This window comes from Helicobacter pylori, assembly GCA_008032935.1.
Lineage (GTDB): Bacteria > Campylobacterota > Campylobacteria > Campylobacterales > Helicobacteraceae > Helicobacter > Helicobacter pylori_CX.
Genome location: CP032039.1, coordinates 488,892 through 512,472 on the forward strand (window position 1 = coordinate 488,892; position 23,581 = coordinate 512,472).

Below are 23,581 nucleotides of genomic sequence, written 5' to 3' on the forward strand. Positions count from 1 at the left end.
GTTATTAACATGCTAAAAGAATATTTAGAAAGCATTAGAGATCTGACGCCTGAAAAGAATGAACTCACGCACCGCCCTTTTTTACACAACTTGCTTGATAAGTTAAAAAACCATTTCAATAAAGAGTTTAAGATTGAACATGAGCCTAAAAAAGACAAACAATGGGGTCAGCCTGATTTTCGCATCTCTTATCAAGGGCTTAACATCGGCTATATAGAAAATAAAAAAGTGGGGTTCGATCTTAACCAACTCTTAGAAGAAAAACAAATCCTTAAATACTTAGAATTAAACCCTAACCTCATGCTCACCGATTACCTTAATTTCGTGTGGGTAGGGAAAGATGAAAATAATGAGCCTTCAATTAAAAGAAAAATCTCTATCGCTAGCCTTGATGAGCCCCCTAAACCCCCAAAACCCAACCCGCAAACTACCGAGCGCGATCTGATTGATTTCTTTAGAGGGTTTTTCAATCACGAAGCAGCCCCTATCACTAACGCTAAAGATTTCGCAAACGCATTAAGCGCGCCCACCAAGTATTTAAAAGACGCTTTAATCCAATACCAAAAAGACACGCAAGTTTCTAGCATTTTTAAGAATTTTAAAGAATATCTTTATGAAGAATTGAGTTTTGAAGACTTTAGCGATGCGTTCGCTCAAACGCTCACCTACAGCCTTTTTCTAGCCAAGCTCAACCACCCTTTTGAAAAAATTAATTTGGATAATGTGAGGAGTTCCATCCCTAAAAATTTCGCTGTGATCAGAGAAATGGCGGATTTTTTAAAGAAGCTTGATGCAATCAAAGAAATCCAATGGCTTTTAAATGAAATTCTAAGCTTAATCAATCATGTTGATATGGATTCTATTATTAAAGATTTGAATGACGATAAAGACCCTTATTTGCACTTTTATGAAACCTTTTTAAGCGCTTATGACCCTAAATTGCGAGAGAAAAAGGGCGTGTATTACACCCCAGATTCTGTGGTGGAATTCATCATTAACGCTTTGGATAGCCTGCTCAAAACGCATTTCAAAGACGCTCCTTTAGGCTTAAAAAGCGCTTTAGATAACGAAAACATCAAGCTCTTAGACTTTGCCACCGGCACCGGCACTTTTTTATTAGAGGCGTTCAGGAAAGCGCTAGAAGTGAGAAAAACAAGCGATGGAGGCACCTCCACTAAAGAGGACAAATACCAAAACCTCTTGAAGCAATTTTATGGGTTTGAATACTTGATCGCTCCTTATGCCATCGCTCATTTGAATCTCAGCCAAGCCTTTAAGGAGGAATTTAAAAAACCTCTCAAAGAAAACGATGCGCTTCAAATCATTTTAACCAACACCCTCATACAGCCTAGTGAAATCATCGCTCGTCGTGGGCTACAACCGATTTTTGAAAAAGAGCTTAAAAGTGCTCAAGAAATTAAAAAAGATGAAAAGATCCTTATCATCACCGGTAATCCCCCTTATAGCGGGGCGAGCAGTAATGAGGGCTTGTTTGAATGGGAAGTAAAAGCCACTTACGGCATAGAGCCTGAATTTCAAACCATAGAAATTGAAAAAAATGTTAAGCTTACCGACAAAATCAAAAAACTTCTAAACAACATTCAAACCCAAAAGCAAGGCGATAAAAGCGTCAAAAACACCAACAAAGATGCCCTAAAGAATCTTAAACAACTCCATTCCAAATACAAACTACAAAATGAGAAAAACCCTAAATGGCTCCTAGACGATTACGTGAAATTCATGCGTTTCGCTCAAAACAAGATCGAATCATTAGGGCATGGCCTTTTTGGCTTTATCTCTAACAACGCCTTTTTAGACAACCCTACTTTTAGGGGGTTAAGGTGCTCTCTTTTAGAATGCTACGATGAGCTTTATATCTTAAATTTGCATGGAAACGCTAGGAAAAAGGAGGAAACCCCACAAGGCACAAAAGATGAAAACGTTTTCAATATCATGCAAGGCGTGTCCATTAATCTTTTTGTCAAAAAGGTGCAAACAACCAAGCAAAAAATCCACTATTATGATGTTTATGGCCAAAGGGCTGAAAAATACGCCTTTTTAGCCCAAAACGATTTGAATAGCATTGAATGGCTTGAGATTGCCCCAAGAGAGCCTTCTTACTTGCTCATACCCCAAAAAACGCCCTTGTTAGATGAATACGAACAAGGCTTTAGCGTTCAGGAGGTGTTTCAAGTTGGAAGCACTGGCATTTGTTCGCAACGAGATCATGTCGTTTTCCATAAAGACAAAGAAAGCTTGTTAAAGCTTTTAAAAGATTTTTCAACCTTAGAACCCAGTGAATTACGCAGAATTTATGATATTAAAAAAGATGGCAGAGATTGGCGTTTAGAATATGCCATTAAAGATGTTAAGGCAAACGCTAACAATTTAGAAAAATACATTGTTTTGTGCCAATACCGCCCTTTTGATTTTTACTACACTTATTATACCGGTAAATCAAAGTCTTTTATCGCTTATCCACGAGGCGAAGTATTCAAGCACATGTTACCCACCCACCCAACAAACCCTAAAACACCCAATCAAACGCACCAAAATGTTGCACTCAACATCTCACGACAAAGCAAAATGCATGGCGAATGGCGTTATGTGATGGCACATAAAGAATTAGTTGATATAAATCTAATAGCTTCGGCAGGAAGCATGGGGGTAGGATATAATTACCCCCTTTATCAATTCAAACACCCCAACTACACCGAAAATTTTACGCCAGAGTTTAGAAGCTTTATAGACAAGCATTATAGCCACCCTTTTGAGCCGCTAGAGGTTTTAGGCTATATCTATGCACTATTGTATTCCCCAAACTACCGCAAGCGTTATGAAGAGTTTCTCAAAGCCGATTACCCTAAAATCCTTTTCACAAACAATAAGGATTTGTTTAGGGCTTTAAGCCTTTTAGGGATTGAATTAATCGGCTTGCATGTCTTAAATAAAGAAAACTTGAATTACAGCTTTGGAAAATTAAAAGACGCCACCATAGGCGAATCCTGCTATTCACCAAGCAGCAAATTAACAGAAGCGCATGATCGTAACCCCATCATCAAAAAACCCGCTTATAACGAGCCAGAACAACGGCTTTATATCAACCATAGCGCTTATTTTAGGGGGGTGAGTGAAGAAATTTATGATTATAGAATAGGGGGGTATGGCGTTTTAGACAAATATTTAAAAAGCCATAAAAACGAGCCTTGCGACTTTGATCATGTAAGCAATATCATTAAAGTCATCGCGCGCACGATTGAAATCCAAAAAACGCTTGGATTTTTAACGAGCGATTTGCCCCATTTAAAAGGGAATGACAGCAAAGCGTTAATGCAAGAAATCTTGCAAAATCCACCCCCCATTTAATGCCAATATCGCCCTTATCTTATCGCGCCAAGCCAAAGCCATCGGAGATTTTGACTTTGATGCCGCATTCATCAGCAAAGAAGCGAGCGACAACAATATCTACCGCAGAGGCGGAGGTTCAGCCTTCCCTTCATTCTGCCTTGTCTAATCTCGCTTTAGTTTGCGATAGAGGCTCTAAAGTAAGCCCCATTTCTAATCTTTTTGTAACGAACATGCTTTGCGATTTGCATGTGAACGGATCGGGGAGTTACGCGTTTTTGTTGTATCGTTTAACATAGCAAAAACCACTCATAAATCAACCATTTACTCCATTTAAAAGAGTGTGAGTTAGGTATAAGGAAAACTTGTATCAGGTTTATGGGAATGGATATTAGAAAGTGGTAGGGTTATGATTGTCCATATTTGCCTGATTTATCTATTAAAGTCAAAAGTCCAAGCGTCTTCGTTGAAAAATAAAGCCTTTTTAAGAGCTTGAATTTGAAAAGAGTTTATATCATTGCTCAGTAAAAAGCAGATTTTTATGTTTTTTACAATCTAAAGCTGAAGTTATTCTCTAAAAACTTGTAACGCAATCAAACCCGTTCAAAATAGGTTGTTTCGTTGGTATTAGATGGCGCATCTTCTTTCAAGAGATGGGGTGCAAAACATTTAATGGCGCTAATAATATCTTGCGGGTTCACAAAATCCACTGGTGGGTGCGGCATAGTCATGGCTTTGAACATCCAGTTGCTAGACCTAGAAATTATTTTTTGAAAATCTCTTGGATAGATCATATGGATATTAGGGCCAATTTCCTTTGGGTAGGGGTGGAATCTTGGGCTTGAGAGACCTGAAGAGACTATGAACGCATGAGGGATTTTCAAACAAGCGCTCAAATGCGTGATGGAAGACTCATTGCCCATCGCAAAACTAGCGTTCTTTAAAAGATAAAGGTATTCTATCAAATCGGTTTGATTGACTAAAGAAATGGCATTTTTGTGGCGTTTTAGAATGGAATTGGCAAGCTTTTCATCTTCTTTAGAGTTCCCGCAAAGAATGAGTTGGTAGTCAGGATTTAAAAAATAGATCATCTCATCAAAGCGTTTATACACTCTAAAATCATCGCTAGCTCCGAGATTCAACACGCCATAAGGTGGTTTTAGAATATTCTTAAACTTTTCATATTCAAAAGCGATGGGGAGTTTTAATTCAAGTTCAACAAACCCTATATCCACGCCTTTAAAATGCTTAAAAAAAGACTGAAAAAAATCTTGATTTGAATCATAGAGAAATTGCGGCACTTCTTTAGGGTAGAATAAATGCGTGTAAAAGCTTTTTCTAATTTCCCCTCTCTTTCTATAATCAGTCCTAAAGGAAGATTCTATTGGGTGGGTGCAAAAAACCCCCACTTTATTTTCGGCAATCAAGTGCTTTATAATAGCGTCTTCTTTAGTTGAAAAATAAAACATAGAACTATTAATGCATATCTCATAGCTTTCTTTTCTTAAATTAGAAACATCTTCGTAGCGTTTTCTCATGAACTTTGGGAGAAAAAATAACAATTCTTTTAATTTTGAAAGGCGTGAGCCATTAGCGCCAATCCGCAAGTATTTTTCCCAGTAAATGTTATCTAAAAAGATAAACTTATCTATATATTGGGAATCGCAATGGATTGCCATATCCTTGATAGTAGCGTTTCCAATAAAGGTGGTTTCATAATCTTCAAAATATTTTTTAAAAAGAGGTAAAAAATTGCGATAGAGTATATAATCTCCAATAATGTCCAAGCGGATAAAACATAAGGTTTTTTTACGAATGGGTGGAGGAGTAGGCTTTGTGAGGGTGAGCAATCTGTCTAGTTGGTTTTGGATGTGAACAAGGTTATCTTTTTGAAAGGTATAACGATTTTTAAAGAACCTTCTAATAACAGGAATCTTTTGAATAAGAGGAATTTTTGCAATGGTTACAACCATTAAAACGAAAGCTACATAAGGGCAATAATAAAGATAGGATAATTTTGACTTTAAAAACAAAGAGAGTAAAGATTTCAAAAATAGCTCCTATTTTTTAGCGTTCAATCAGTAAAATCCACGCAAAGATTAAGAATAAATAAAGATGTGATTATAGCAAAAAGTCTCTTATCAAAGCTACATCTTGCGGTAATTGATAAAACCCACAATCTTTTCACCCTCTTTTTCAATGTCAATCAAACCCATATCGTTTGAGCCATTAGGCGGGGTGATGTCTAAAAAACGCTCATTGAAAGGCCGCCATCTGGCAATGGAGGCGCTGAGTTCGTTAGGATAAACCCAATAGAGGGGTTTTGACTCACTTAATGAAGCCATTAATCATTGTTTTTAGCCTTAGCTCTGTGCCTAAATCTGTGGTGCTGGTGTATCAAAGTTTTAAATTTGTGTTATACTACAAGATAAAATTTTTGTTTGGGATTAATATTTTGAAACTACTATTACCTATTGCAATCCTACTATTACCTATTGTGCTTGTTTACGCTTATTTTAACCGAAAGACTTCTGATTGGTCTCTTAGGCTCTTTGAAATGACGCAACGCCTGATTGACAAGCTGCTTTCTATCGCTCCCATTAAACGCCAAAACGCCACAGAAAAAGCCTTGTGTATTGTGAGACTGGATGTGGTGGGGGATTATATTTTAACGCGCAATTTTTTTGCCCCCTTCAAAGAGCATTACGAAGATTATAAGATTGTTTTTATTGGCAATTCAATCATCAAAGATTTGAGTGTGGTTGCCGATAGCCCTTATGTTGATGAATTTTATTTCTTAGATCATTCCATTTGGAATCAATATAATGGATACATTCACAGCAGGCAACATGCCTTTAGATTTCTGCGTTATTTGCTCAAATTTTTCATCAAGCGCTACAATGAATTGTTGATGCTTAAAAAAACGCATTACGAGATTGCCATTAACCCCATTTTGCCTTGGGGTGACATTTTAAGAGATGATATAGTGATGAAACACTTAGACGCTTCTTTTAAGGTTAGCGTAAGGCATGAACCTTTTGTGGATAGGGGTCATCATAGTGTCTATGTTAGCGACGGGAAAATCAGTCATTTTTACACCCATCTTTTCAATATCCCTAAGGTGAGCAAATTCTTATTTGAATTCCATCAAGACTTATTTTCTGCTTTTTTCAAAACTTTTAAAGGAGTGGATTTAGCTCCTGTATCTTTTGGCATGGAATTGCCACCATCTTCAGTTCTTAAAGAAAGTTCGCAAAATTTACTCAATGGTTTGAGTTCTCGCTATGGCGTGTTGAATTTGGGATCAAGCGATTTTTTTAGGTGTTATAGGTATTTTAATAGGATTGTGCGTTATTTGAATGAAGACATTCAGCTAGTGATTTGCGGGACAACGCCCACAGAAGCAAAAGAAGCTGCTAAATTGGTAAAAGCTCATAAAAATGCCATATCGTTAGTAGGGAAAACTAGCTTATTGGAATACGCCTATATCATTAAGGGCGCTGAATTTGCATTAGGAAATGAATCCAGTATCGCTCATTTTGCAGCGGCTCTTAAAGTGCCTTACATCTTTATTTTAAGCAATGGCAGTTCTTATGCAACCTTTCACCCTTATCCTAGAACGCTTTGCGCTACCCATCATGTGATTTATCCCACCGAATTTGCAAATCTTAGAGAATCAAAGAAAATTTGGGAACAACGAGATGTGAATACGATAAAACCTAGTGCCGTGATAGCAAGCATCAAAGAACACGCCCCACATTTATTAAAAGAGAACACTCCTGATGATATTGATAAAGATTACTTCATAGAAGAAGTGTGAAGCAGTCCAAACAACGCCATCTATTATTATAACGCCGTTTTCCATCCTTGCTTTTAGGGTGTCTGACTGGATAAGGGGCGTAAATAGAGGTTGTAATTATGCAATTAGGTCTGTTACAAATAAAATTGCACTCCGTTCGTTTTCATTATAACGCCCCTTAAAAAACATGAGAAAGATTATAACGATGATTACCTTATTAGAAGTTTAGCATGCATGTTATAGAGCGCTAATCTCTAATCTGTGCATCAAGCAAACTTGATGTTTGGATTTTTCTCGCACACAAAAGATAGATCAGGATACCAATTTTGTTTTTCAGCAATAATGATTTCATAACCATTTTTCTTAGCAAATGTTTTAAACTTAGGGAAAAGTTGGATTTCAAGAATTTTTGAAATAATTTTAGTATCTGGTGAAATTGTATAAATATTTTTATCTATATTAATAAATCCTTTAATTTTCCAATCTCCCAACTGAGTTGTAACATGGCCAGTCAATTCTGTTGCAAAAACCTTAAGTTTTTCAATAAAACTTTGTTTGACTGATTCCATAACTACCTTCCAAACACTCAATTGCCACCAAATATATCTAACTGATTATAACACGAAAATTATCGCTTTTAGTGTTGTAAAAATTTGCTTTCCCTTACCAAATGAGCGCTTCTTTTAAGGCTTTTAAAATCTCTTCACAGCTTTCTAATGCATAAACTTTGATTACCCCACCTCCATTAAATTCTTTAGCCGCACCGCTTTTAAAACCGCCAATAACCTTTTTAAGACGAGACAAAATCACGCTCTCAGAATGCTCCCCCATTTAATACCAATATCGCCCTTATCTTATCGCACCAAGCCAAAGCCATCGGAGATTTTGGCTTTGATGCCGCATTCATCAGCAAAGAAGCGAGCGACAACAATATCTACCGCAGAGGCGGAGGTTCAGCCTTCCCTTCATTCTGCCTTGTCTAATCTCGCTTTAGTTTGCGATAGAGGCTCTAAAGTAAGCCCCATTTCTAATCTTTTTGTAACGAACATGCTTTGCGATTTGCATGTGAACGGATCGGGGAGTTACGCGTTTTTGTTGTATCGTTTAGGCTCAAAATGAGTGAATGAATGGGCATGTTATCTAAATTTTAGATAGAATAAACGCAAAAATTGAATAAAACCTTAAAGGTGATTCTTTCTAATCTCAAAAATGGGTGGTGCTATTAACAATGACAAAACGACTTTTTAAAGGGTTGTTAGCGATTTCTCTTGCTGTGAGTTTGCATGGTGGTGAAGTTAAGGAAAAAAAGCCGGTCAAGCCGGTTAAAGAAGATCCGCAAGAATTAGCGGCTAAAAGGGTGGAGGCGTTCAGTCGTTTCTCTAATGTGGTTTCAGAAATTGAAAAAAAGTATGTGGATAAAATCAGTATTTCTGAGATCATGACTAAAGCGATTGAGGGCTTGCTCTCTAATTTGGACGCGCATTCAGCGTATTTGAACGAAAAGAAGTTTAAGGAATTTCAAGCCCAAACCGAGGGCGAATTTGGGGGGCTTGGGATCACGGTGGGCATGCGCGATGGCGTTTTGACCGTTATTGCTCCCTTAGAAGGCACTCCCGCTTACAAGGCTGGGGTTAAGTCAGGCGATAACATTCTAAAAATCAATAATGAAAGCACGCTGAGCATGAGCATTGATGATGCGATCAACCTCATGCGTGGCAAGCCAAAGACCTCTATCCAGATCACTGTTGTGAGAAAAAACGAGCCAAAACCCTTGGTGTTTAACATTGTTAGAGACATCATCAAAATCCCCTCTGTCTCTGTGAAAAAGATTAAAGACACGCCTTATTTGTATGTGAGAGTCAATTCTTTTGATAAAAATGTTACCAAATCGGTTTTAGACGGCTTAAAAGCTAACCCTAAGACTAAGGGGATCGTGTTGGATTTGAGGGGGAATCCTGGAGGGCTATTAAACCAGGCGGTAGGCTTGTCTAACCTTTTCATTAAAGAGGGGGTTTTAGTCTCTCAAAGAGGTAAAAATAAGGAGGAAAACTTAGAATACAAGGCTAATGGCAGAGCCCCTTATACCAATTTACCTGTTGTGGTGTTAGTCAATGGCGGTTCAGCGAGCGCGAGCGAGATCGTCGCAGGGGCACTGCAGGATCACAAACGAGCCATCATTATCGGTGAAAAAACCTTTGGTAAGGGAAGCGTGCAAGTGTTGCTCCCTGTCAATAAAGACGAAGCGATTAAAATCACAACCGCGCGCTATTATTTACCGAGCGGGCGCACCATTCAAGCTAAGGGGATCACGCCTGATATTGTGATTTATCCGGGTAAAGTGCCAGAAAATGAAAATAAATTCAGTTTGAAAGAAGCGGATTTAAAACACCATTTAGAGCAAGAGCTTAAAAAACTTGACGATAAAAACCCTAATTCCAAAGAGGCGGATAAAGACAAGAAAAGCGAAGAGGAAAAAGAGGTTACTCCTAAAATGATCAATGATGATATTCAGCTAAAAACCGCTATTGACAGCTTGAAAACCTGGTCTATCGTGGATGAGAAAATGGATGAAAAAGCGCCTAAGAAGAAATAAAAACTCATGGGGTTTTTATTTGAAAAATCGTTAATGGGTTTTTGCGCCCACTCAATCAAAATCCTTAAAATCATCAGTTTGATTTTAAGCTTTTTGGTGGCTTTTTTGGTTGCTGAAAACACTCACGAGCCAGAAGAGATCAAGGCTAAAGTGGCTTATGTGAAAATCCCCCAATTAGAAGATTTGGAAAACAACCCGGTTTATATCGGTCAAATCATAGGCGTAACTTATGATTTATTGCTGTTTGACGCTGAGTTTTTGGAAGCCAAAATCAAAGACGGGTGGGATAAAACCCAGATTGAGCTTTTAAGCAAAATGCCTAAATGGAAAAAGGTGGAAAAAGAGCTTTTCAGAGCGACTTATTATTACAAGATTAAGGGCGTAAAAGCGATTATTCCGTCCTTAGAAGTGAGCGCGTTTTCCAATAAAGACAAATACATCGATCATTCCATAGCCCCAAAAGTTGCTTTGCAGGTAACGGATTTGTCAAAAAACCCTCGTTACGCGAATGTCATGGCCAAAGATTTACAAGTTGTGCAATACAAAACCAAAGACTATGACGATAAAAACAATATTTTGGTGATGGAATTAGCGTTCAAAGAGGCTAATTGGGAAAATTTTCACATCAAAGAAGCGCTAAAACAGGGGTTTGATAACGCCTCTTTAAGCCAAATCAAGGCTAAAGAAGGGAGCGTTTTTTATTATTGCGTGTTGCCTAAAACCATTCAAAGCCTTTCTTTTGATTATTTTTCGCTTTCTAATAGGCAGTTTAAAACGCTGTCTTTTTCAGCCATTCCCACTCAAGACACTACCGGTATTCAAAGCGATCTCATCCCTAAAAACAATTTTTTAGTCTTTTCTAATGTGGCGTTGCTCGCTTTGTGCGTGTTTTTCTTGGTGTTGTTTTTCATTTTTGGGCGCAAACTCATTTTTTTAGGGCTTGGGATTTTGTGCTTAGGGTTTGTTTTGTATCACCTTTTATTCACGCAAAAGTCAGCCCTATTGCTCGCTCATAAAAAAATCCGCATTCTGCCCACGCAAAATTCCACCATTTTAGGGCTTTCTAAAGATGAAATGCCCATTAAAATCTTAGGCTCGCATGATGATTATTATAAAATCCTAACCCCGCATGAACAAATAGGATGGGTCAAAAAAGATGAAGTCAAATAAAAAGTCCAATCATTTAAGAGCGATTTATAGGGCTTTAGTGATCGCTATAGGCTTAGCCGTTATCATTGTTTTCAATTATTTTAACCGCAAAAACAATAACGCCCGCTCCAGCCGTAGGGCTTGTTCGTGCTTTTTTTCCCTTACTGGGGTTAATTTAGAAAAAATAGGCGCTTTTGATACGGACGCTAAACTCATTGTCTTAAACCACCAAAGCTTACTAGACATTATTTATTTAGAAGCCTACCACCCTAGTAATATTTGCTGGATCGCTAAAAAAGAGCTGGGCGAAATCCCTTTTTATGGGCATGCCTTAACGGATACCGGAATGATTTTGATTGACAGAGAGGATAAAAAGGGGATCGTGAGCCTTTTAAAAGCATGTAAGGAAAAACTAGACCAAAACCGCCCCTTAGTGATTTTCCCTGAAGGCACTAGAGGCAAAGGGGGAGAAAAATTCCTCCCTTTCAAGCAAGGGGCTAAGATTATCGCTGAAAAATTCCAGCTCAAAATCCAGCCCATGGTGTTAATCAATTCCATTAAAATCTTTAATTCCAAACCCCTAGAAGCCTATAAAGCCCGCACCCGTTTAGTCATGCTAGAAAGTTATACGCCTGATTTTAACTCGCCCACCTGGTATGAAGAATTACAAGAACGCATGCAAAAAGAGTATTTAAAACACTACCACGAACTAAACGCATGAGGCTTTTTGACTACGCTCCTTTGAGTTTGGCTTGGCGGGAGTTTTTGCAAAGCGAATTTAAAAAGCCTTATTTTTTAGAAATAGAAAAACGCTACTTAGAAGCCCTAAAAAGCCCTAAAACCATTTTCCCTAGAAGCTCTAATCTGTTTTGTGCGCTCAATCTAACGCCCCCTAGTGCGGTTAAAATCATCCTTTTAGGGCAAGACCCCTACCATTCCACCTACCTAGAAAATGAGCGAGAATTGCCGGTGGCGATGGGCTTAAGCTTTAGCGTGGAAAAAAACGCCCCCATCCCCCCAAGCTTAAAAAATATTTTTAAAGAATTGCATGCGAATTTAGGCGTGCCTGTGCCTTGTTATGGGGATTTGAGCGCATGGGCTAAAAGGGGCATGCTGTTATTGAACGCCATTTTAAGCGTGGAAAAAAACCAAGCCGCTTCGCACCAATATATTGGCTGGGAAGCTTTTAGCGATCAAATATTGATGCGCCTTTTTAAAACGACCGCTCCTTTAATCGTGGTGTTATTAGGGAAAGTCGCCCAAAAAAAGATCGCGCTAATTCCCCCTAATAAGCACATCATCATCACAGCCCCTCACCCTAGCCCATTATCTAGGGGGTTTTTAGGGAGTGGGGTTTTTACAAGCGTTCAAAAAGCTTATAGAGAGGTTTATCGCAAGGATTTTGATTTCAGTTTGTGATTAATGTTTAATGAGATAGAACCCCTTAAGAATACCTTTATTTAAGAGCATTTGTGATAGAATGTTAATTTTTAAATAAAGGGAAAACATGCCAATTAGAATCGCTATCAATGGGACCGGGCGCATCGGTTTGTGCGCTATAAGAGTCGCTAGCCAAAGAAAGGATATAGAAATTGTCGCCATCAATTCTACCGCTGAATTAGAAACTCTTTTGCATTTGATCCGCCATGACAGCGTGCATGGGCATTTTGAAGCCCAATTAAACGCCAATAGAACCTTAAATATCGGGCATAGTAAAAATATTTTAGTGTTGAGCGAGCGAGATATTAACAAGCTTGATTTTTCTGTCGCTAACGCAGAAATCATCATAGAATGCACCGGTAAATTCAATTCCTTAGAAGCTTCAAGCGCTCATCTTAAAAACAGCGTGAAAAAAGTCATCATCTCCGCTCCCGCGCAAAATACGCCCACCTTTGTCTATGGGGTGAATCATAAGAATTACCATAACGAAAGCGTGATTTCTAACGCTTCTTGCACGACTAACGCTAGCGCTCCTTTATTAAAAATCTTAGATGAAGCCTTTAAAGTAGAAAATGCGCTTTTAACCACCATCCACAGCTACACTAACGATCAAAACCTTTTAGACACCAAGCACAAAGACATCCGCCGCGCTAGAGCGGCTGGTTTAAATCTCATCCCCACAAGCACCGGCGTGAGCAAAGCCATTTCGCTAGTCTTACCGCATTTAGGCCCTAAAATTACAGGCCTTGCGATTAGAGTGCCTACCCCTAATGTGAGCTTGGTGGATCTATCTTTAAATTTTAAAAAATCCGTGAGTAAAGCGAGCGTTCAGCATGCGCTTAAAGACGCTTGCAAGCATGCCTTTAAAGGGGTTGTGAGCATTGATGAAGAAAGGCTTGTTTCAAGTGATTTTATTTCTTCGCCTTTTAGCGCGATCGTGATTGATGATCAAATCATGACAATAGGCGAAAAAAATGCTAAAGTATTGGCATGGTATGATAATGAAATGGGTTATAGCGAGCGCTTGATAGACATGGCGCAATATATAGTGCAAAATTAAAAGAAAGGATTTTTCATGTTAGCTAAAATGTCGTTTATGCAAAACGTTAAAAACATTCAAGAAGTGGAAGTGAGCCATAAAAGGGTGCTTATTAGAGTGGATTTTAATGTGCCTTTAGATGAAAATTTGAATATTACCGATGACACGCGCATTAGAGAGAGCTTGCCTACCATCCAATATTGTATTGACAATAAGGCTAAAGATATTATTTTAGTGAGCCACTTGGGCCGCCCTAAAGGGGTTGAAGAAAAATTGAGCTTGAAACCTTTTTTAAAACGCCTTGAAAGACTCTTAAATCATGAAGTGGTTTTTTCTCAAAATATCGCGCAACTCAAGCAAGCCCTAAACGAAAACGCGCCCACAAGGATTTTTCTTTTAGAAAACATCCGCTTTTTAAAAGGCGAAGAAGAAAATGATGAAAATCTGGCTAAAGATTTAGCGGGCTTGTGCGATGTGTTTGTGAATGACGCTTTTGGCACGAGCCACAGAAAGCATGCCAGCACTTATGGCACGGCGCAATTCGCCCCTGTTAAAGTGAGCGGGTTTTTACTCAAAAAAGAAATTGATTCGTTTTATCAAGCGTTTAACCACCCTTTACGCCCTTTATTGTTGATTGTGGGGGGGCTAAGGTCAGCTCCAAACTCACCTTGTTAAAAAATATTTTAGATCTCATTGACAAGCTCATCATTGCTGGAGCGATGAGCAACACCTTTTTAAAAGCCTTAGGCTATGATGTGCAAGATTCTTCTGTAGAAGACGCTCTAATCAATGACGCCCTAGAATTATTAAAAAGCGCGAAAGAAAAAAAAGTCAAAGTCTATTTACCCATAGACGCCGTAACCACTGATGACATTCTCAACCCCAAACACATCAAAATTTCACCCGTCCAAGACATTGAGCCTAAGCACAAGATCGCTGATATAGGGCCTGCGAGCCTGAAATTATTTTCTGAAGTCATAGAGAGCGCGCCCACCATTTTATGGAATGGTCCCTTAGGCGTGCATGAAAAACAAGAATTCGCTAGAGGCACAACCTTTTTAGCCCATAAGATCGCTGACACTTACGCTTTCTCGCTCGTTGGTGGGGGCGATACCATTGATGCGATCAATCGCGCGGGCGAAAAGGATAACATGAGTTTTATTTCCACCGGTGGGGGAGCGAGTTTGGAATTGTTAGAGGGCAAAATTTTACCTTGTTTTGAGGTTTTGGACAAACGCCATTAACTCTAAGGATCGCTTATGGTGAACGTGTTTTTCAAACAGCAAAAATTTGTCATTAAAAAACGCTTTAATGATTTTAATGGTTTTGATATAGAAGAAAATGAAGTTTTATGGTTTGAATTAATCAACCCCACGCCCAATGAATTGGCCACTCTAAGCCAAGAATACGCTATCCACTACAACACAGACCATTCCCAACGAGTCTCATCAGTTACCAAATATTGGGAAGACAGCTCCAGCGTTACGATCAACGCCTTTTTCACTAATCAGGATGAAAATGAGACTTTTCATACGGAAATGGCGACCTTTATTTTGTCCAATAACATTCTTTTCACGATTTATTACGGGACTTTAGAAATCTTTGATTCTATCCAAAAAAAGGTTTTGGCTAGCCCTAAAAAATTTGAAGACGGGTTTGACATTCTAACCAAAATCTTTGAAGTGTATTTTGAAAAAGGCGTGGAATGTTTGGAGTGGATCAACAAACAAACGAGCCTGTTGCGCAAAAACATCATTTTCAAAGAAACTTCTACGCATGATGATATTTTAGTGTGCTTGTCCAATTTGCAAGAATTTAATGTGGCTTTAAGGGATTCTTTTTTTGACAAACGGCGCATTATCACCGCATTACTAAGGAGTAATAAAGTGGATAGCGATACTAAAAATAATTTAAATATCATTTTAACCGATTTTAGCTCTTTGGTGGAGTCTACAACGGTCAATCTCAACTCGCTTGATAACATTCAAAACCTGTTCGCTTCTCAAGTCAATGTGGAGCAAAATAAAATCATCAAGCTCTTCACGGTGGCGACCATGGCGATGATGCCCCCACATTGATTGGCACGATTTATGGCATGAATTTTAAATTCATGCCGGAGCTAGAATGGCAATACGGGTATCTTTTCGCGCTGATTGTCATGGCGATTTCTACGATTTTGCCTGTGCTCTATTTTAAAAAGAAAGGCTGGTTGTAGCCTTTTATGGAATTTTTATCCTCACTCTTAGACGCTCTTTCTACACCGCATGGCATAGTCTCCTTGGCTACGCTCACGCTTTTAGAGATCGTTCTAGGGATTGATAACATCATTTTTATCACGGTGATGGTTTATAAACTCCCCAAACACCAGCAAAATAAGGCCATGATTTTAGGCTTGGGTCTGGCTATGATCGCTCGTATAGGGCTTTTAGGGAGCTTGTTTTTCATCAGCCATTTGCAAAAGCCTTTATTCACTATAGCGGGCATGAGCTTTTCATGGCGTGATGTGGTGCTGTTTGTAGGGGGGTGTTTTTGGCTTTTAAAGCGTTAGTGGAACTAAAAGATCAGATCTATCCTAAAGAAAAACACCAAGAAAAAGCGTTTGGCTTTTTCATCACCTTAATAGAAATCATGTTTTTAGACATTGTCTTTTCTTTAGACTCTGTGATCACGGCTATTGGGATCGCTAAACACTTAGAAGTCATGGCGCTTGCTATTATTTTATCTGTAATCGTGATGATGTTTTTTTCCAAAATCGTTGGCGATTTCATTGAAAAACACTACCGCATCAAAACTTTAGCCTTTGTTTTTTTGCTCGTTGTGGGCGTGTTTTTGTTTTTAGAAGGCTTGCATTTGCACATCAATAAAAATTACTTGTATGCGGGCATTGGTTTTGCCTTACTCATAGAATGCTTGAATATCTTCATAGAAAAGAAAGTGAAAAAAAGTTAAAAAGCGTTTTTTAAAAACAAAATTAAAGAAGTTGTTTGCAAAAGGCTTTCATACTTTTGTGAATAACCAAATTTTAATCAAAACTCATAAGTGCATAGGGAGCATTTCGCAATGAAACCCCCTTAAAAAGAGGGTTTGTGCACGCACCTAATAAGCAAACACATAATTGAGATACACGCTATAGAGCCTTCTGTATTTGAGTTCAGCCCCCATGAAAGAGTAATAATCCGTGTTAATGGTGGGGATTTTCACGCCCAATTCCATGCCATGCTGAGCGGCATGATCGCTGTCTTTTTTCTTAGGCCTAGCGAGATTCATCCTCAAGCCTAAATTGAATAAAAATTGGAAATTAGCCACATTCATCTTAGCGCTATAGATATTGCCCACCATGTTCAAATTCACGAATTCAGAATTAAGCCACGAAGTCCCGGCTAACGCAAAGCCACCAAAAAGCCCCACAGAAAGCTTGTTGTTTTTGCCTAAAAAGTTGGTGTTTTTATCGTTGATGAAGTTATAAAGTGCATCCATTCCCACCCCATAAGTCCACACATCAGAAGCGGAGTTAAAAAAATTAGATTTGATATAAGCATGGTTATAATCAAAGAAACCATAATACCTTAACCCCCAATTCCTTTTTTTACCAAAGAATTGCTTATAGCCCACTTGCACGCCGATGCCGTTCATCGCGCCGTTATTGTTTTGATAGTCAATCACGCCGATGCGCCTAAAAGGGTTTTTGCCTAATTCTTGCGCGGTGGTTTGGAGCTGGTTGTATTTGTTGGTATCCAAAGAATAAGTGAGCAAACCTTCTGGGGAATTAGGGTTTTGAGTGGCATGCGTCATGTTTTGAAGTGGCTTAGCGTTAGGCAAGTGAGAGATACCATTATTAATCGCTTTTGAGTCGTTCCCTAAAGTGTTAAGGGCTTCTTTAAAATTCAAAATGGTTTGAGCCAAAGCTTTTTCTTGATTGACCTGGTTGCCATAATAAGCGGTGTGTTGCACCAAAGAGTTTAAAGTTTCCTTCACAAACGCGCAACCTGAACCATAAGTGTTGTCGTTAATCACACCAGCCGATCCTGCGGTGCATTCTTCTAGATCTTGTTGGATAGGCCCTTGAATGCTGTGGAAATTGTTCGCTACTTGTTGGGCTAAATTTAAAATCTCTGCTTGAGCGTTAGCTCTGTTGAGCATTTCTTGAGCGAACCCTTTGTCTTCAGAAGTGTAGGGGTTGAAATTGTTGGGTTGCGTGATTTGGGCGTTTTCATTAGCGTTAAGCTGTTGGGTTTTTGCTAGGGCTGTTTGAGCGTTTTTAATCATCTCGTTAATAGCGTTAAAGCTATCGCCAAAAATATCCATCACAGTCCCAGTCTTGCCGCTAAACCCCCATGCCCCACCGCCACCATTCACATGCGGGTTTTGGGTGGTAAGGACATTGATGATAGTAGCGGCTTGTTGCAAAAGGTTTTCAGCGTCATTGACGCTACTAATCTTTAGCTGGATTGGGATTGATGAACCGCCTGAATAATAATTGCCATTCCCATTAGGGTAAGTGTATTCTGTGGTAGGGTTTTTTGTGAAAGTTTGATTGATATTGACTACCATATTTTTAGAGCTATTCAAGGCAGGCATCCCGCCTCCTTGATTTTGGTTTAAAGCGGTTTGGATGGTTTGATAAGCGGTATTGAGAACTTGGTATTCACTACTAGATAGGATACCATTGGGTCCTACATTGCTGGCTCCATTGCAAGTGGTGGTGGTCGTTCCGCTACCGGTGTTGTAGCTGTAGTTTGGCGTGTTGTCAAACGATCGAACGCCCCCATTTTCTAAATGTTCTGGGCCAAGATTGGGGCCAGGACCGCAACTGATCCCAAAGGCTATGACTTGCCACATGCCCACAGCGGCATTGAGCGCTAAAGCCACAGCTTGATAGGCCGGAGAAGTGGTGGTAGCGCTAGTGAGATTGATCGCGCTTGAGCTTAGATTATCAATCGCACCCGTGATCGCGCTCGGTGTGCTGGCCAGATTGACTAAGGAATTTAAGTAATTGTATTGGTTTAAAAGGTTGCTTAAATTATCGTATCTGTCCGCAAGATTTTGCAATGCTCCCGTGTTTTTCACTTTTTGAACCGCTTCACCGATTTGATAGCCCACACTCATGTAAAATCCGTCATCTTCAGCCCTTGATAATGAGAGCATGAGAGAAAGAGAGAGTAAGAGAGATTTTTTGATTTTCATGTTTTCTCCTTTTATTAGATTTTTCTTTGATACAAAGAAACTTCATATTATAAGCAATAAATGGAATTTTATGGCTAATTTTAGCTCTAAATTTTAGAGATTTTGTTTTTTTTTTTTTGTAAATTGCGAAAAATAGGGGTTTTGGCCTAACTTTTAAGGCTTAAAAACCGCCCTTAAAAGAAAGACTAGTTAGTCTTCTTTCAAGCTATAAGCGATAGGGATTTTTAGATGCACGGTTTCTTCTGGTTTAGGGAATAGATGCGCCGCGCTTTTAATGGCCTCTAAAGCCGCATGGTTTAAAATATCTGTCGTGTTGCTTTTGACGACTTTAATGTCTGTAACACTCCCATCAGCATTGATCGTAAAGCTCACTAACACTTCGCCCTCAATGCCCCTAATCTGCGCCATTTTAGGGTAGCGGTTTTTAGAAGAAATAGCGGTTTGGATCTTCATTAAAAATTCGTTACTCACCCCTGGGTTATAAGCTTGAGCTTCAGAAGTTGCACCCTCAGAGGTTTTGTTAGACTCTTCTTGCTTGTCTTTTTCTTTGACTATATCTTTAGTCGTTACTTGTTTGGGAGTGCTCTTTTCTTTAGCTTCCTCTTTAGCTTCTTCTTTTTTGGGTTCTTCTTTAGGTTCAGGTTTAGGCTCGGGTTTTGGTTCAGGCTTAGGCTCGGGTTTTGGTTCAGGTTTGGGTTTTGGCTTTGGCTCAGGCTTAGGTTTTGGCTTTGGCTTGGGTTTGGGTTTAGGCTTTGGAACCTCTTTTTTGGGTTCTTCTTTTTTGGGTTTTTCTTTAGGCTCTTCTTTGGGTTTAGCCGACTCAGCATTAGTCTTTGTATTGGAATTAGTGTTAATGCTGGCTAAACTCATGGTAACCTTAGTGGTCCCCGCTTGCGCTAAAGGCTCTGGGGCGTCTTCGCGCAGTAAAAAATAGCCAAACCCTATAGCGTATAGGGCAAAAGAGATTAAAAAGCTAACACTCGTTGAAACTTTACTGAGCTTGCGTGGAGATGGAGAAATTTTCATGATTATGCTCTTTTAAAATATCCATAATGCTGATAAAAGTTTCAAAACGAGAGCTTTTGTCGCTTTTTAAGTCTATAAGGGTTTTAGGGTCTGTTTGCTTGACTACAGCGCTCAAAGCTTCTAAATTCGTCGGTTTGTCATCTACGAAAATATTGTCATGCTCATCTACAGAGATGACCACCACTTTTTGATCGTTTGGCTGGGATTTTTCCGCATTTTTAGCGTTAGGGAGATTGACTTTAATCTTACCTTGCGCGATAAAAGTAGAAATGCTTAACACAATCGCTAGCAAAACGAGCATAATATCAATAAAAGGGACAATATTCAGCCCATCGCCTCTTCTGATGCTTTTCATTTTTTCATGATCCTGAATTTTTCACTCAAAACATCGGACTTTCTCAATAAGCTATTATAAGCGATCAAAGTGGGAATCGCCACAGCAAGCCCTAGAGCGGTCGCTTTTAAAGCCAAAGACAAACCTACCATGATCGTTTTAGCGTCCATCCCGCCGCTCACGCCCATGTCATAGAAAATCACCATGATCCCTAAAACCGTCCCTAACAAGCCCACATAAGGCGCGTTAGAAAAAATCACATAGAGAATGGTTAGATTCTTGGTTAAATCCAAATTCAGGGCATCTATATCATCATAAGCTTTCAAATCGACTTTGGAATAAAAAATAACCCTTTCAATCACAAACCACAAAGCTAAAAAACTGGCCACGCCAAGCACCGCAAAAACAAATATGTCCACATAATCTTTCAACATTCCCACTGAAAAACCGCCCATAAAAACTCCTTGTCTATGATAAAACAATTCCCTTAAGATTAAAGCAACATGCAACACAGCCACACTCTAAAGAGCATGCGCTCTTTAAGAAGCATTCGTTCGCATAAATGCTCCAAAATGATAAAAGAATGTTAGTTTGTTGATTATATTGTTTTAATAATAACAAGTCAATGATGATTAAGCTAATAATTACAATCAAATTCAAACGCTCTTATGGCCAACCATTTAAATCCAATCTGTATTATAATTGTTCATTTTAAATTAATTCAATCATACTAGCATGAGCGGCTTTTAACGAACTCATGCCAAAAAAGGATTTTTCTCAAATGGATACACCCAATAAAGACGATTCAATCATCCGCTTTTCGGTTTCTTTACAACAAAATTTATTAGACGAATTAGACAACCGCATCATTAAAAACGGCTATTCTTCTCGCTCAGAATTAGTGCGCGACATGATCAGGGAAAAATTAGTAGAAGACAATTGGGCAGAAGATAACCCTAATGATGAGAGTAAGATCGCCGTGCTTGTGGTGATTTATGATCACCATCAAAGGGAATTGAACCAGCGCATGATAGACATCCAGCATGCCAGCGGGACGCATGTTTTATGCACCACGCACATTCATATGGATGAGCATAATTGTTTGGAGACGATTATTTTACAAGGCAATTCGCTTGAAATCCAACGCTTGCAATTAGAAATTGGGGGGCTTAGGGGGGTTAAATTCGCTAAATTGACTAAGGCGTCTAGCTTTGAATACAATGAATAATGTCTTAAAATACAAAGAATTAGCGCTCTATGGAGGGAGTTTTGATCCCTTGCACAAGGCTCATTTAGCCATTATTGAGCAAACTTTAGAATTACTGCCCTTCGCTCAGCTCATTGTCTTGCCCGCTTATCAAAACCCTTTTAAAAAGCCATGTTTTTTGGACGCACAAACCCGTTTTAAGGAATTAGAAAGAGCTTTAAAGGGAATGCCTAGGGTGCTGTTGAGCGATTTTGAAATCAAGCAAGAAAGGGCTGTGCCTACGATAGAAAGCGTTCTTCATTTCCAAAAACTCTACCGCCCTAAAACGCTTTATTTAGTCATAGGAGCGGATTGCTTGAGGCATCTTTCTTCTTGGACTAATGCTACAGAGCTTTTAAAAAGGGTGGAATTAGTGGTTTTTGAAAGGATTGGCTATGAAGAGATCCAGTTTAAGGGACACTACCACCCTTTAAAGGGCATTGACGCGCCGATTTCTTCTAGCGCGATTAGGGCTGGTTTGGGGGTTTAAGCGTGTTTTTTAATGTGGCTATAGGCTTCTTGAATGATAGCGAAGCGTTTGGCATAAAGAGCCTTTTTTTCTTTCAGATCGCACAAATCAGGGTGGTAGGTTTTAGCCAACTCCAAATAGCGCTTTTTCACTTCGCTAAAATTTTCATGTTTGATAAACCCTAGCGTTTTATAGCATTCTTTTAATTTGCGTTCAGCCATAGTGGTGTAGCTGTCCTTGCCAAAGCCATTAGGATAGATGAAATCTAAGCATGCGTTATGGACGATTCTATTTTCATTGAGCGTTACAATGAGTTCCCAAAAACGCTCTGAATCGCCTCTTATATGCAATTCATCTTGGGTTTCTAAAAACACATAGCCGCTAAATTTTTGGCGTAAAAAGCGCTTAGCGATAGGGTGCTTGGTGATAAAGAGCACGTATTCTGCCCCAAAGGTTAAAACTTTCACCTCTATCTTTTCTAAAAGCGTGTTTTGATTGATGATTTTGATGCGTATGGGCAAGCGGCTTTTTTGTAAAATCTCTTCTAAAGAATGCATGCTAATGTCTTTCTCATGTGCGCATTCAAGGGCATGATAAACCCAATTGAGCAAGTAGTTTTTTTTAAAACATTCCGTGTCGTTTAAAATGAGCAGCGATGAAGAGAGCATGTGGCACTGGCTGAAATGCTTTTTGGCGTAGTTTAAAACTTTTTTCAACAAAGGGTGGCTGTTAGGGAGCGCGATTTGCGTGAATCTGGCTAACAATTCAATTTTGGCCATTGCCCTTATTTTCTCCATGCGTTTTAGGTGGTTTTAAAAAATATTAGGCGTATTTTAGCATGCCAATGGTTAAAAAAGGTAGTTATGAATGGTTTTTGCGCTAGACTACAAGCCACATACTAATGATGAAAGATACAAAAATGAAAATAGCGGTATTACTCAGTGGGGGGGTGGATAGCTCTTATAGCGCTTATAGCTTAAAAGAGCAAGGGCATGAATTAGTGGGGATTTATTTAAAACTCCATGCGAGTGAAAAAAAGCATGATTTATACATCAAAAACGCTCAAAAAGCGTGCGAGTTTTTAGGCATTCCTTTAGAGGTGTTGGATTTTCAAAAGGATTTTAAAAGCGCGGTTTATGATGAATTTATCAGTGCTTATGAAGAGGGGCAAACCCCTAACCCATGCGCGTTGTGCAACCCTTTAATGAAGTTTGGGTTAGCTTTAGATCACGCTTTAAAATTAGGGTGTGAAAAGATCGCTACCGGGCATTATGCGAGAGTCAAAGAAATTGACAAGGTGAGTTATATTCAAGAGGCTTTGGATAAAACTAAAGATCAGAGCTATTTTTTATACGCTTTAGAGCATGAAGTGATCGCTAAATTGGTGTTCCCTTTAGGGGATTTGTTAAAAAAGGATATTAAGCCTTTAGCCTTGAGTGCGATGCCTTTTTTAGGCACTTTAGAGACTTATAAGGAATCTCAAGAAATTTGCTTTGTGGAAAAAAGCTACATTGACACTTTAAAAAAGCATGTTGAAGTGGAAAAAGAGGGCGTGGTGAAGAATTTACAAGGCGAAATCATTGGCACGCATAAGGGCTATATGCAATACACGATTGGCAAACGCAAAGGCTTCAGCATTAAGGGGGCGTTAGAACCGCATTTTGTGGTGGGGATTGACGCTAAAAAGAACGAGCTAGTCGTGGGCAAAAAAGAAGATCTCGCCACGCGTTTCCTCAAAGCTAAAAACAAATCTTTGATGAAAGATTTTAAAAAGGGCGAATATTCTATCAAGGCTCGTTACAGGAGCGTGCCTGCTAAAGCGTTTGTGAGCTTGAAAGATGAGGTGATTGAAGTGGAGTTTAAAGAGCCTTTTTATGGCGTGGCTAAAGGGCAAGCCTTAGTCGTTTATCAAAATGACATCTTGCTTGGCGGGGGCGTGATCGTTTAGGGTTTTTTG

General features: G+C 39.1%; 19 protein-coding genes and 5 pseudogenes. 14 read left to right on the forward strand and 10 right to left on the reverse strand.

The features are described 5' to 3' along the window. Positions 1 to 9 precede the first annotated feature (9 nt). On the forward strand, positions 10 to 3,366 hold the full coding sequence (locus D2C78_02435) for a DNA methyltransferase (GenBank protein ID QEF34904.1): 3,357 nt from the start codon (positions 10 to 12) through the stop codon (positions 3,364 to 3,366). A 572-nt stretch (positions 3,367 to 3,938) separates the two neighbouring features. Here the strand turns inward: D2C78_02435 and D2C78_02440 are convergent. Next, positions 3,939 to 5,396 (reverse strand): lipopolysaccharide heptosyltransferase family protein, encoded by a 1,458-nt coding sequence (locus tag D2C78_02440; protein ID QEF34905.1) that lies wholly within the window; start codon positions 5,394 to 5,396, stop codon positions 3,939 to 3,941. A gap of 96 nt (positions 5,397 to 5,492) precedes the next feature. Then, complete coding sequence (locus D2C78_02445) at positions 5,493 to 5,690, reverse strand: hypothetical protein (GenBank protein ID QEF34906.1); 198 nt, start codon at positions 5,688 to 5,690, stop codon at positions 5,493 to 5,495. Between D2C78_02445 and D2C78_02450 the strand changes: the two genes are divergently transcribed. Continuing rightward, on the forward strand, positions 5,681 to 7,165 hold the full coding sequence (locus D2C78_02450) for a lipopolysaccharide heptosyltransferase family protein (protein QEF34907.1): 1,485 nt from the start codon (positions 5,681 to 5,683) through the stop codon (positions 7,163 to 7,165). The two genes, D2C78_02445 and D2C78_02450, sit on opposite strands and share 10 nt — an antisense overlap. Before the next feature lie 248 nt (positions 7,166 to 7,413). On the opposite strand, the pseudogene D2C78_02455 reads toward D2C78_02450, so the two are convergent. Further along, a pseudogene (locus D2C78_02455) lies at positions 7,414 to 7,713 on the reverse strand (restriction endonuclease). A 94-nt stretch (positions 7,714 to 7,807) separates the two neighbouring features. Then, positions 7,808 to 7,975, reverse strand: a complete 168-nt coding sequence (locus tag D2C78_02460) for a DNA methyltransferase (protein ID QEF34908.1) — start codon at positions 7,973 to 7,975, stop codon at positions 7,808 to 7,810. Here D2C78_02460 and D2C78_02465 point away from each other — a divergent pair. The 9 genes and pseudogenes from D2C78_02465 to D2C78_02505 all read left to right on the forward strand — a co-directional run bounded on the left by D2C78_02465 (position 7,969) and on the right by D2C78_02505 (position 16,314). Further along, positions 7,969 to 8,127 (forward strand): annotated as a pseudogene (locus D2C78_02465) (DNA methyltransferase). The gene D2C78_02460 and the pseudogene D2C78_02465 overlap by 7 nt on opposite strands. A 230-nt stretch (positions 8,128 to 8,357) precedes the next feature. Further along, complete coding sequence (locus tag D2C78_02470) at positions 8,358 to 9,737, forward strand: PDZ domain-containing protein (protein ID QEF34909.1); 1,380 nt, start codon at positions 8,358 to 8,360, stop codon at positions 9,735 to 9,737. 6 nt (positions 9,738 to 9,743) lie between these two features. Further along, positions 9,744 to 10,907: an SH3 domain-containing protein gene (locus D2C78_02475; protein ID QEF34910.1), complete on the forward strand. Its 1,164-nt coding sequence runs from the start codon at positions 9,744 to 9,746 to the stop codon at positions 10,905 to 10,907. Next, the gene (locus tag D2C78_02480) at positions 10,894 to 11,607 is read left to right on the forward strand and encodes a 1-acyl-sn-glycerol-3-phosphate acyltransferase (protein QEF34911.1); all 714 of its coding nucleotides are present in this window, start codon (positions 10,894 to 10,896) and stop codon (positions 11,605 to 11,607) included. The genes D2C78_02475 and D2C78_02480 overlap by 14 nt, the downstream gene beginning before the upstream one ends. Beyond that, complete coding sequence (locus tag D2C78_02485) at positions 11,604 to 12,305, forward strand: uracil-DNA glycosylase (GenBank protein QEF34912.1); 702 nt, start codon at positions 11,604 to 11,606, stop codon at positions 12,303 to 12,305. Before D2C78_02480 ends, D2C78_02485 begins: the two co-directional genes overlap by 4 nt. A gap of 88 nt (positions 12,306 to 12,393) precedes the next feature. After that, positions 12,394 to 13,386, forward strand: a complete 993-nt coding sequence (gene gap / locus D2C78_02490; protein QEF34913.1) for a type I glyceraldehyde-3-phosphate dehydrogenase — start codon at positions 12,394 to 12,396, stop codon at positions 13,384 to 13,386. A 15-nt stretch (positions 13,387 to 13,401) separates the two neighbouring features. Further along, positions 13,402 to 14,609: pseudogene (locus D2C78_02495) on the forward strand (phosphoglycerate kinase). A gap of 15 nt (positions 14,610 to 14,624) precedes the next feature. After that, positions 14,625 to 15,580 (forward strand): annotated as a pseudogene (gene corA / locus D2C78_02500) (magnesium and cobalt transport protein CorA). A gap of 6 nt (positions 15,581 to 15,586) precedes the next feature. Beyond that, positions 15,587 to 16,314: pseudogene (locus D2C78_02505) on the forward strand (TerC family protein). Between the two features lie 147 nt (positions 16,315 to 16,461). On the opposite strand, the gene D2C78_02510 reads toward D2C78_02505, so the two are convergent. The 5 genes from D2C78_02510 to D2C78_02530 all read right to left on the reverse strand — a co-directional run bounded on the left by D2C78_02510 (position 16,462) and on the right by D2C78_02530 (position 20,569). Beyond that, positions 16,462 to 18,543 carry an outer membrane protein gene (locus D2C78_02510; protein QEF35804.1) on the reverse strand — a complete coding sequence of 694 codons (2,082 nt, stop codon included), beginning with the start codon at positions 18,541 to 18,543 and terminating at the stop codon, positions 16,462 to 16,464. A gap of 195 nt (positions 18,544 to 18,738) precedes the next feature. Then, positions 18,739 to 19,575 carry a TonB family protein gene (locus D2C78_02515; protein QEF34914.1) on the reverse strand — a complete coding sequence of 279 codons (837 nt, stop codon included), beginning with the start codon at positions 19,573 to 19,575 and terminating at the stop codon, positions 18,739 to 18,741. Further along, positions 19,541 to 19,930, reverse strand: coding sequence for a TonB system transport protein ExbD (gene exbD / locus D2C78_02520; GenBank protein QEF34915.1), 390 nt, complete (start codon positions 19,928 to 19,930; stop codon positions 19,541 to 19,543). The genes D2C78_02515 and exbD overlap by 35 nt, the downstream gene beginning before the upstream one ends. Further along, a complete protein-coding gene (gene exbB, locus D2C78_02525; GenBank protein ID QEF34916.1) occupies positions 19,927 to 20,427 on the reverse strand; it encodes a TonB-system energizer ExbB in 501 nt (166 codons plus the stop codon). The genes exbD and exbB overlap by 4 nt, the downstream gene beginning before the upstream one ends. Then, positions 20,378 to 20,569: a hypothetical protein gene (locus tag D2C78_02530; protein ID QEF34917.1), complete on the reverse strand. Its 192-nt coding sequence runs from the start codon at positions 20,567 to 20,569 to the stop codon at positions 20,378 to 20,380. The genes exbB and D2C78_02530 overlap by 50 nt, the downstream gene beginning before the upstream one ends. 121 nt (positions 20,570 to 20,690) lie before the next feature. Between D2C78_02530 and nikR the strand changes: the two genes are divergently transcribed. Beyond that, positions 20,691 to 21,137, forward strand: coding sequence for a nickel-responsive transcriptional regulator NikR (gene nikR / locus D2C78_02535; GenBank protein QEF34918.1), 447 nt, complete (start codon positions 20,691 to 20,693; stop codon positions 21,135 to 21,137). Continuing rightward, positions 21,121 to 21,645 carry a nicotinate (nicotinamide) nucleotide adenylyltransferase gene (gene nadD / locus D2C78_02540; GenBank protein QEF34919.1) on the forward strand — a complete coding sequence of 175 codons (525 nt, stop codon included), beginning with the start codon at positions 21,121 to 21,123 and terminating at the stop codon, positions 21,643 to 21,645. Before nikR ends, nadD begins: the two co-directional genes overlap by 17 nt. Here nadD and D2C78_02545 read toward each other — a convergent pair. Continuing rightward, a complete protein-coding gene (locus D2C78_02545) occupies positions 21,642 to 22,403 on the reverse strand; it encodes a J domain-containing protein (GenBank protein QEF34920.1) in 762 nt (253 codons plus the stop codon). The genes nadD and D2C78_02545 overlap by 4 nt on opposite strands. Before the next feature lie 140 nt (positions 22,404 to 22,543). On the opposite strand from D2C78_02545, the gene mnmA reads away from it, so the two are divergent. Continuing rightward, positions 22,544 to 23,572, forward strand: coding sequence for a tRNA 2-thiouridine(34) synthase MnmA (mnmA, locus tag D2C78_02550; protein ID QEF34921.1), 1,029 nt, complete (start codon positions 22,544 to 22,546; stop codon positions 23,570 to 23,572). Positions 23,573 to 23,581: the final 9 nt, after the last annotated feature.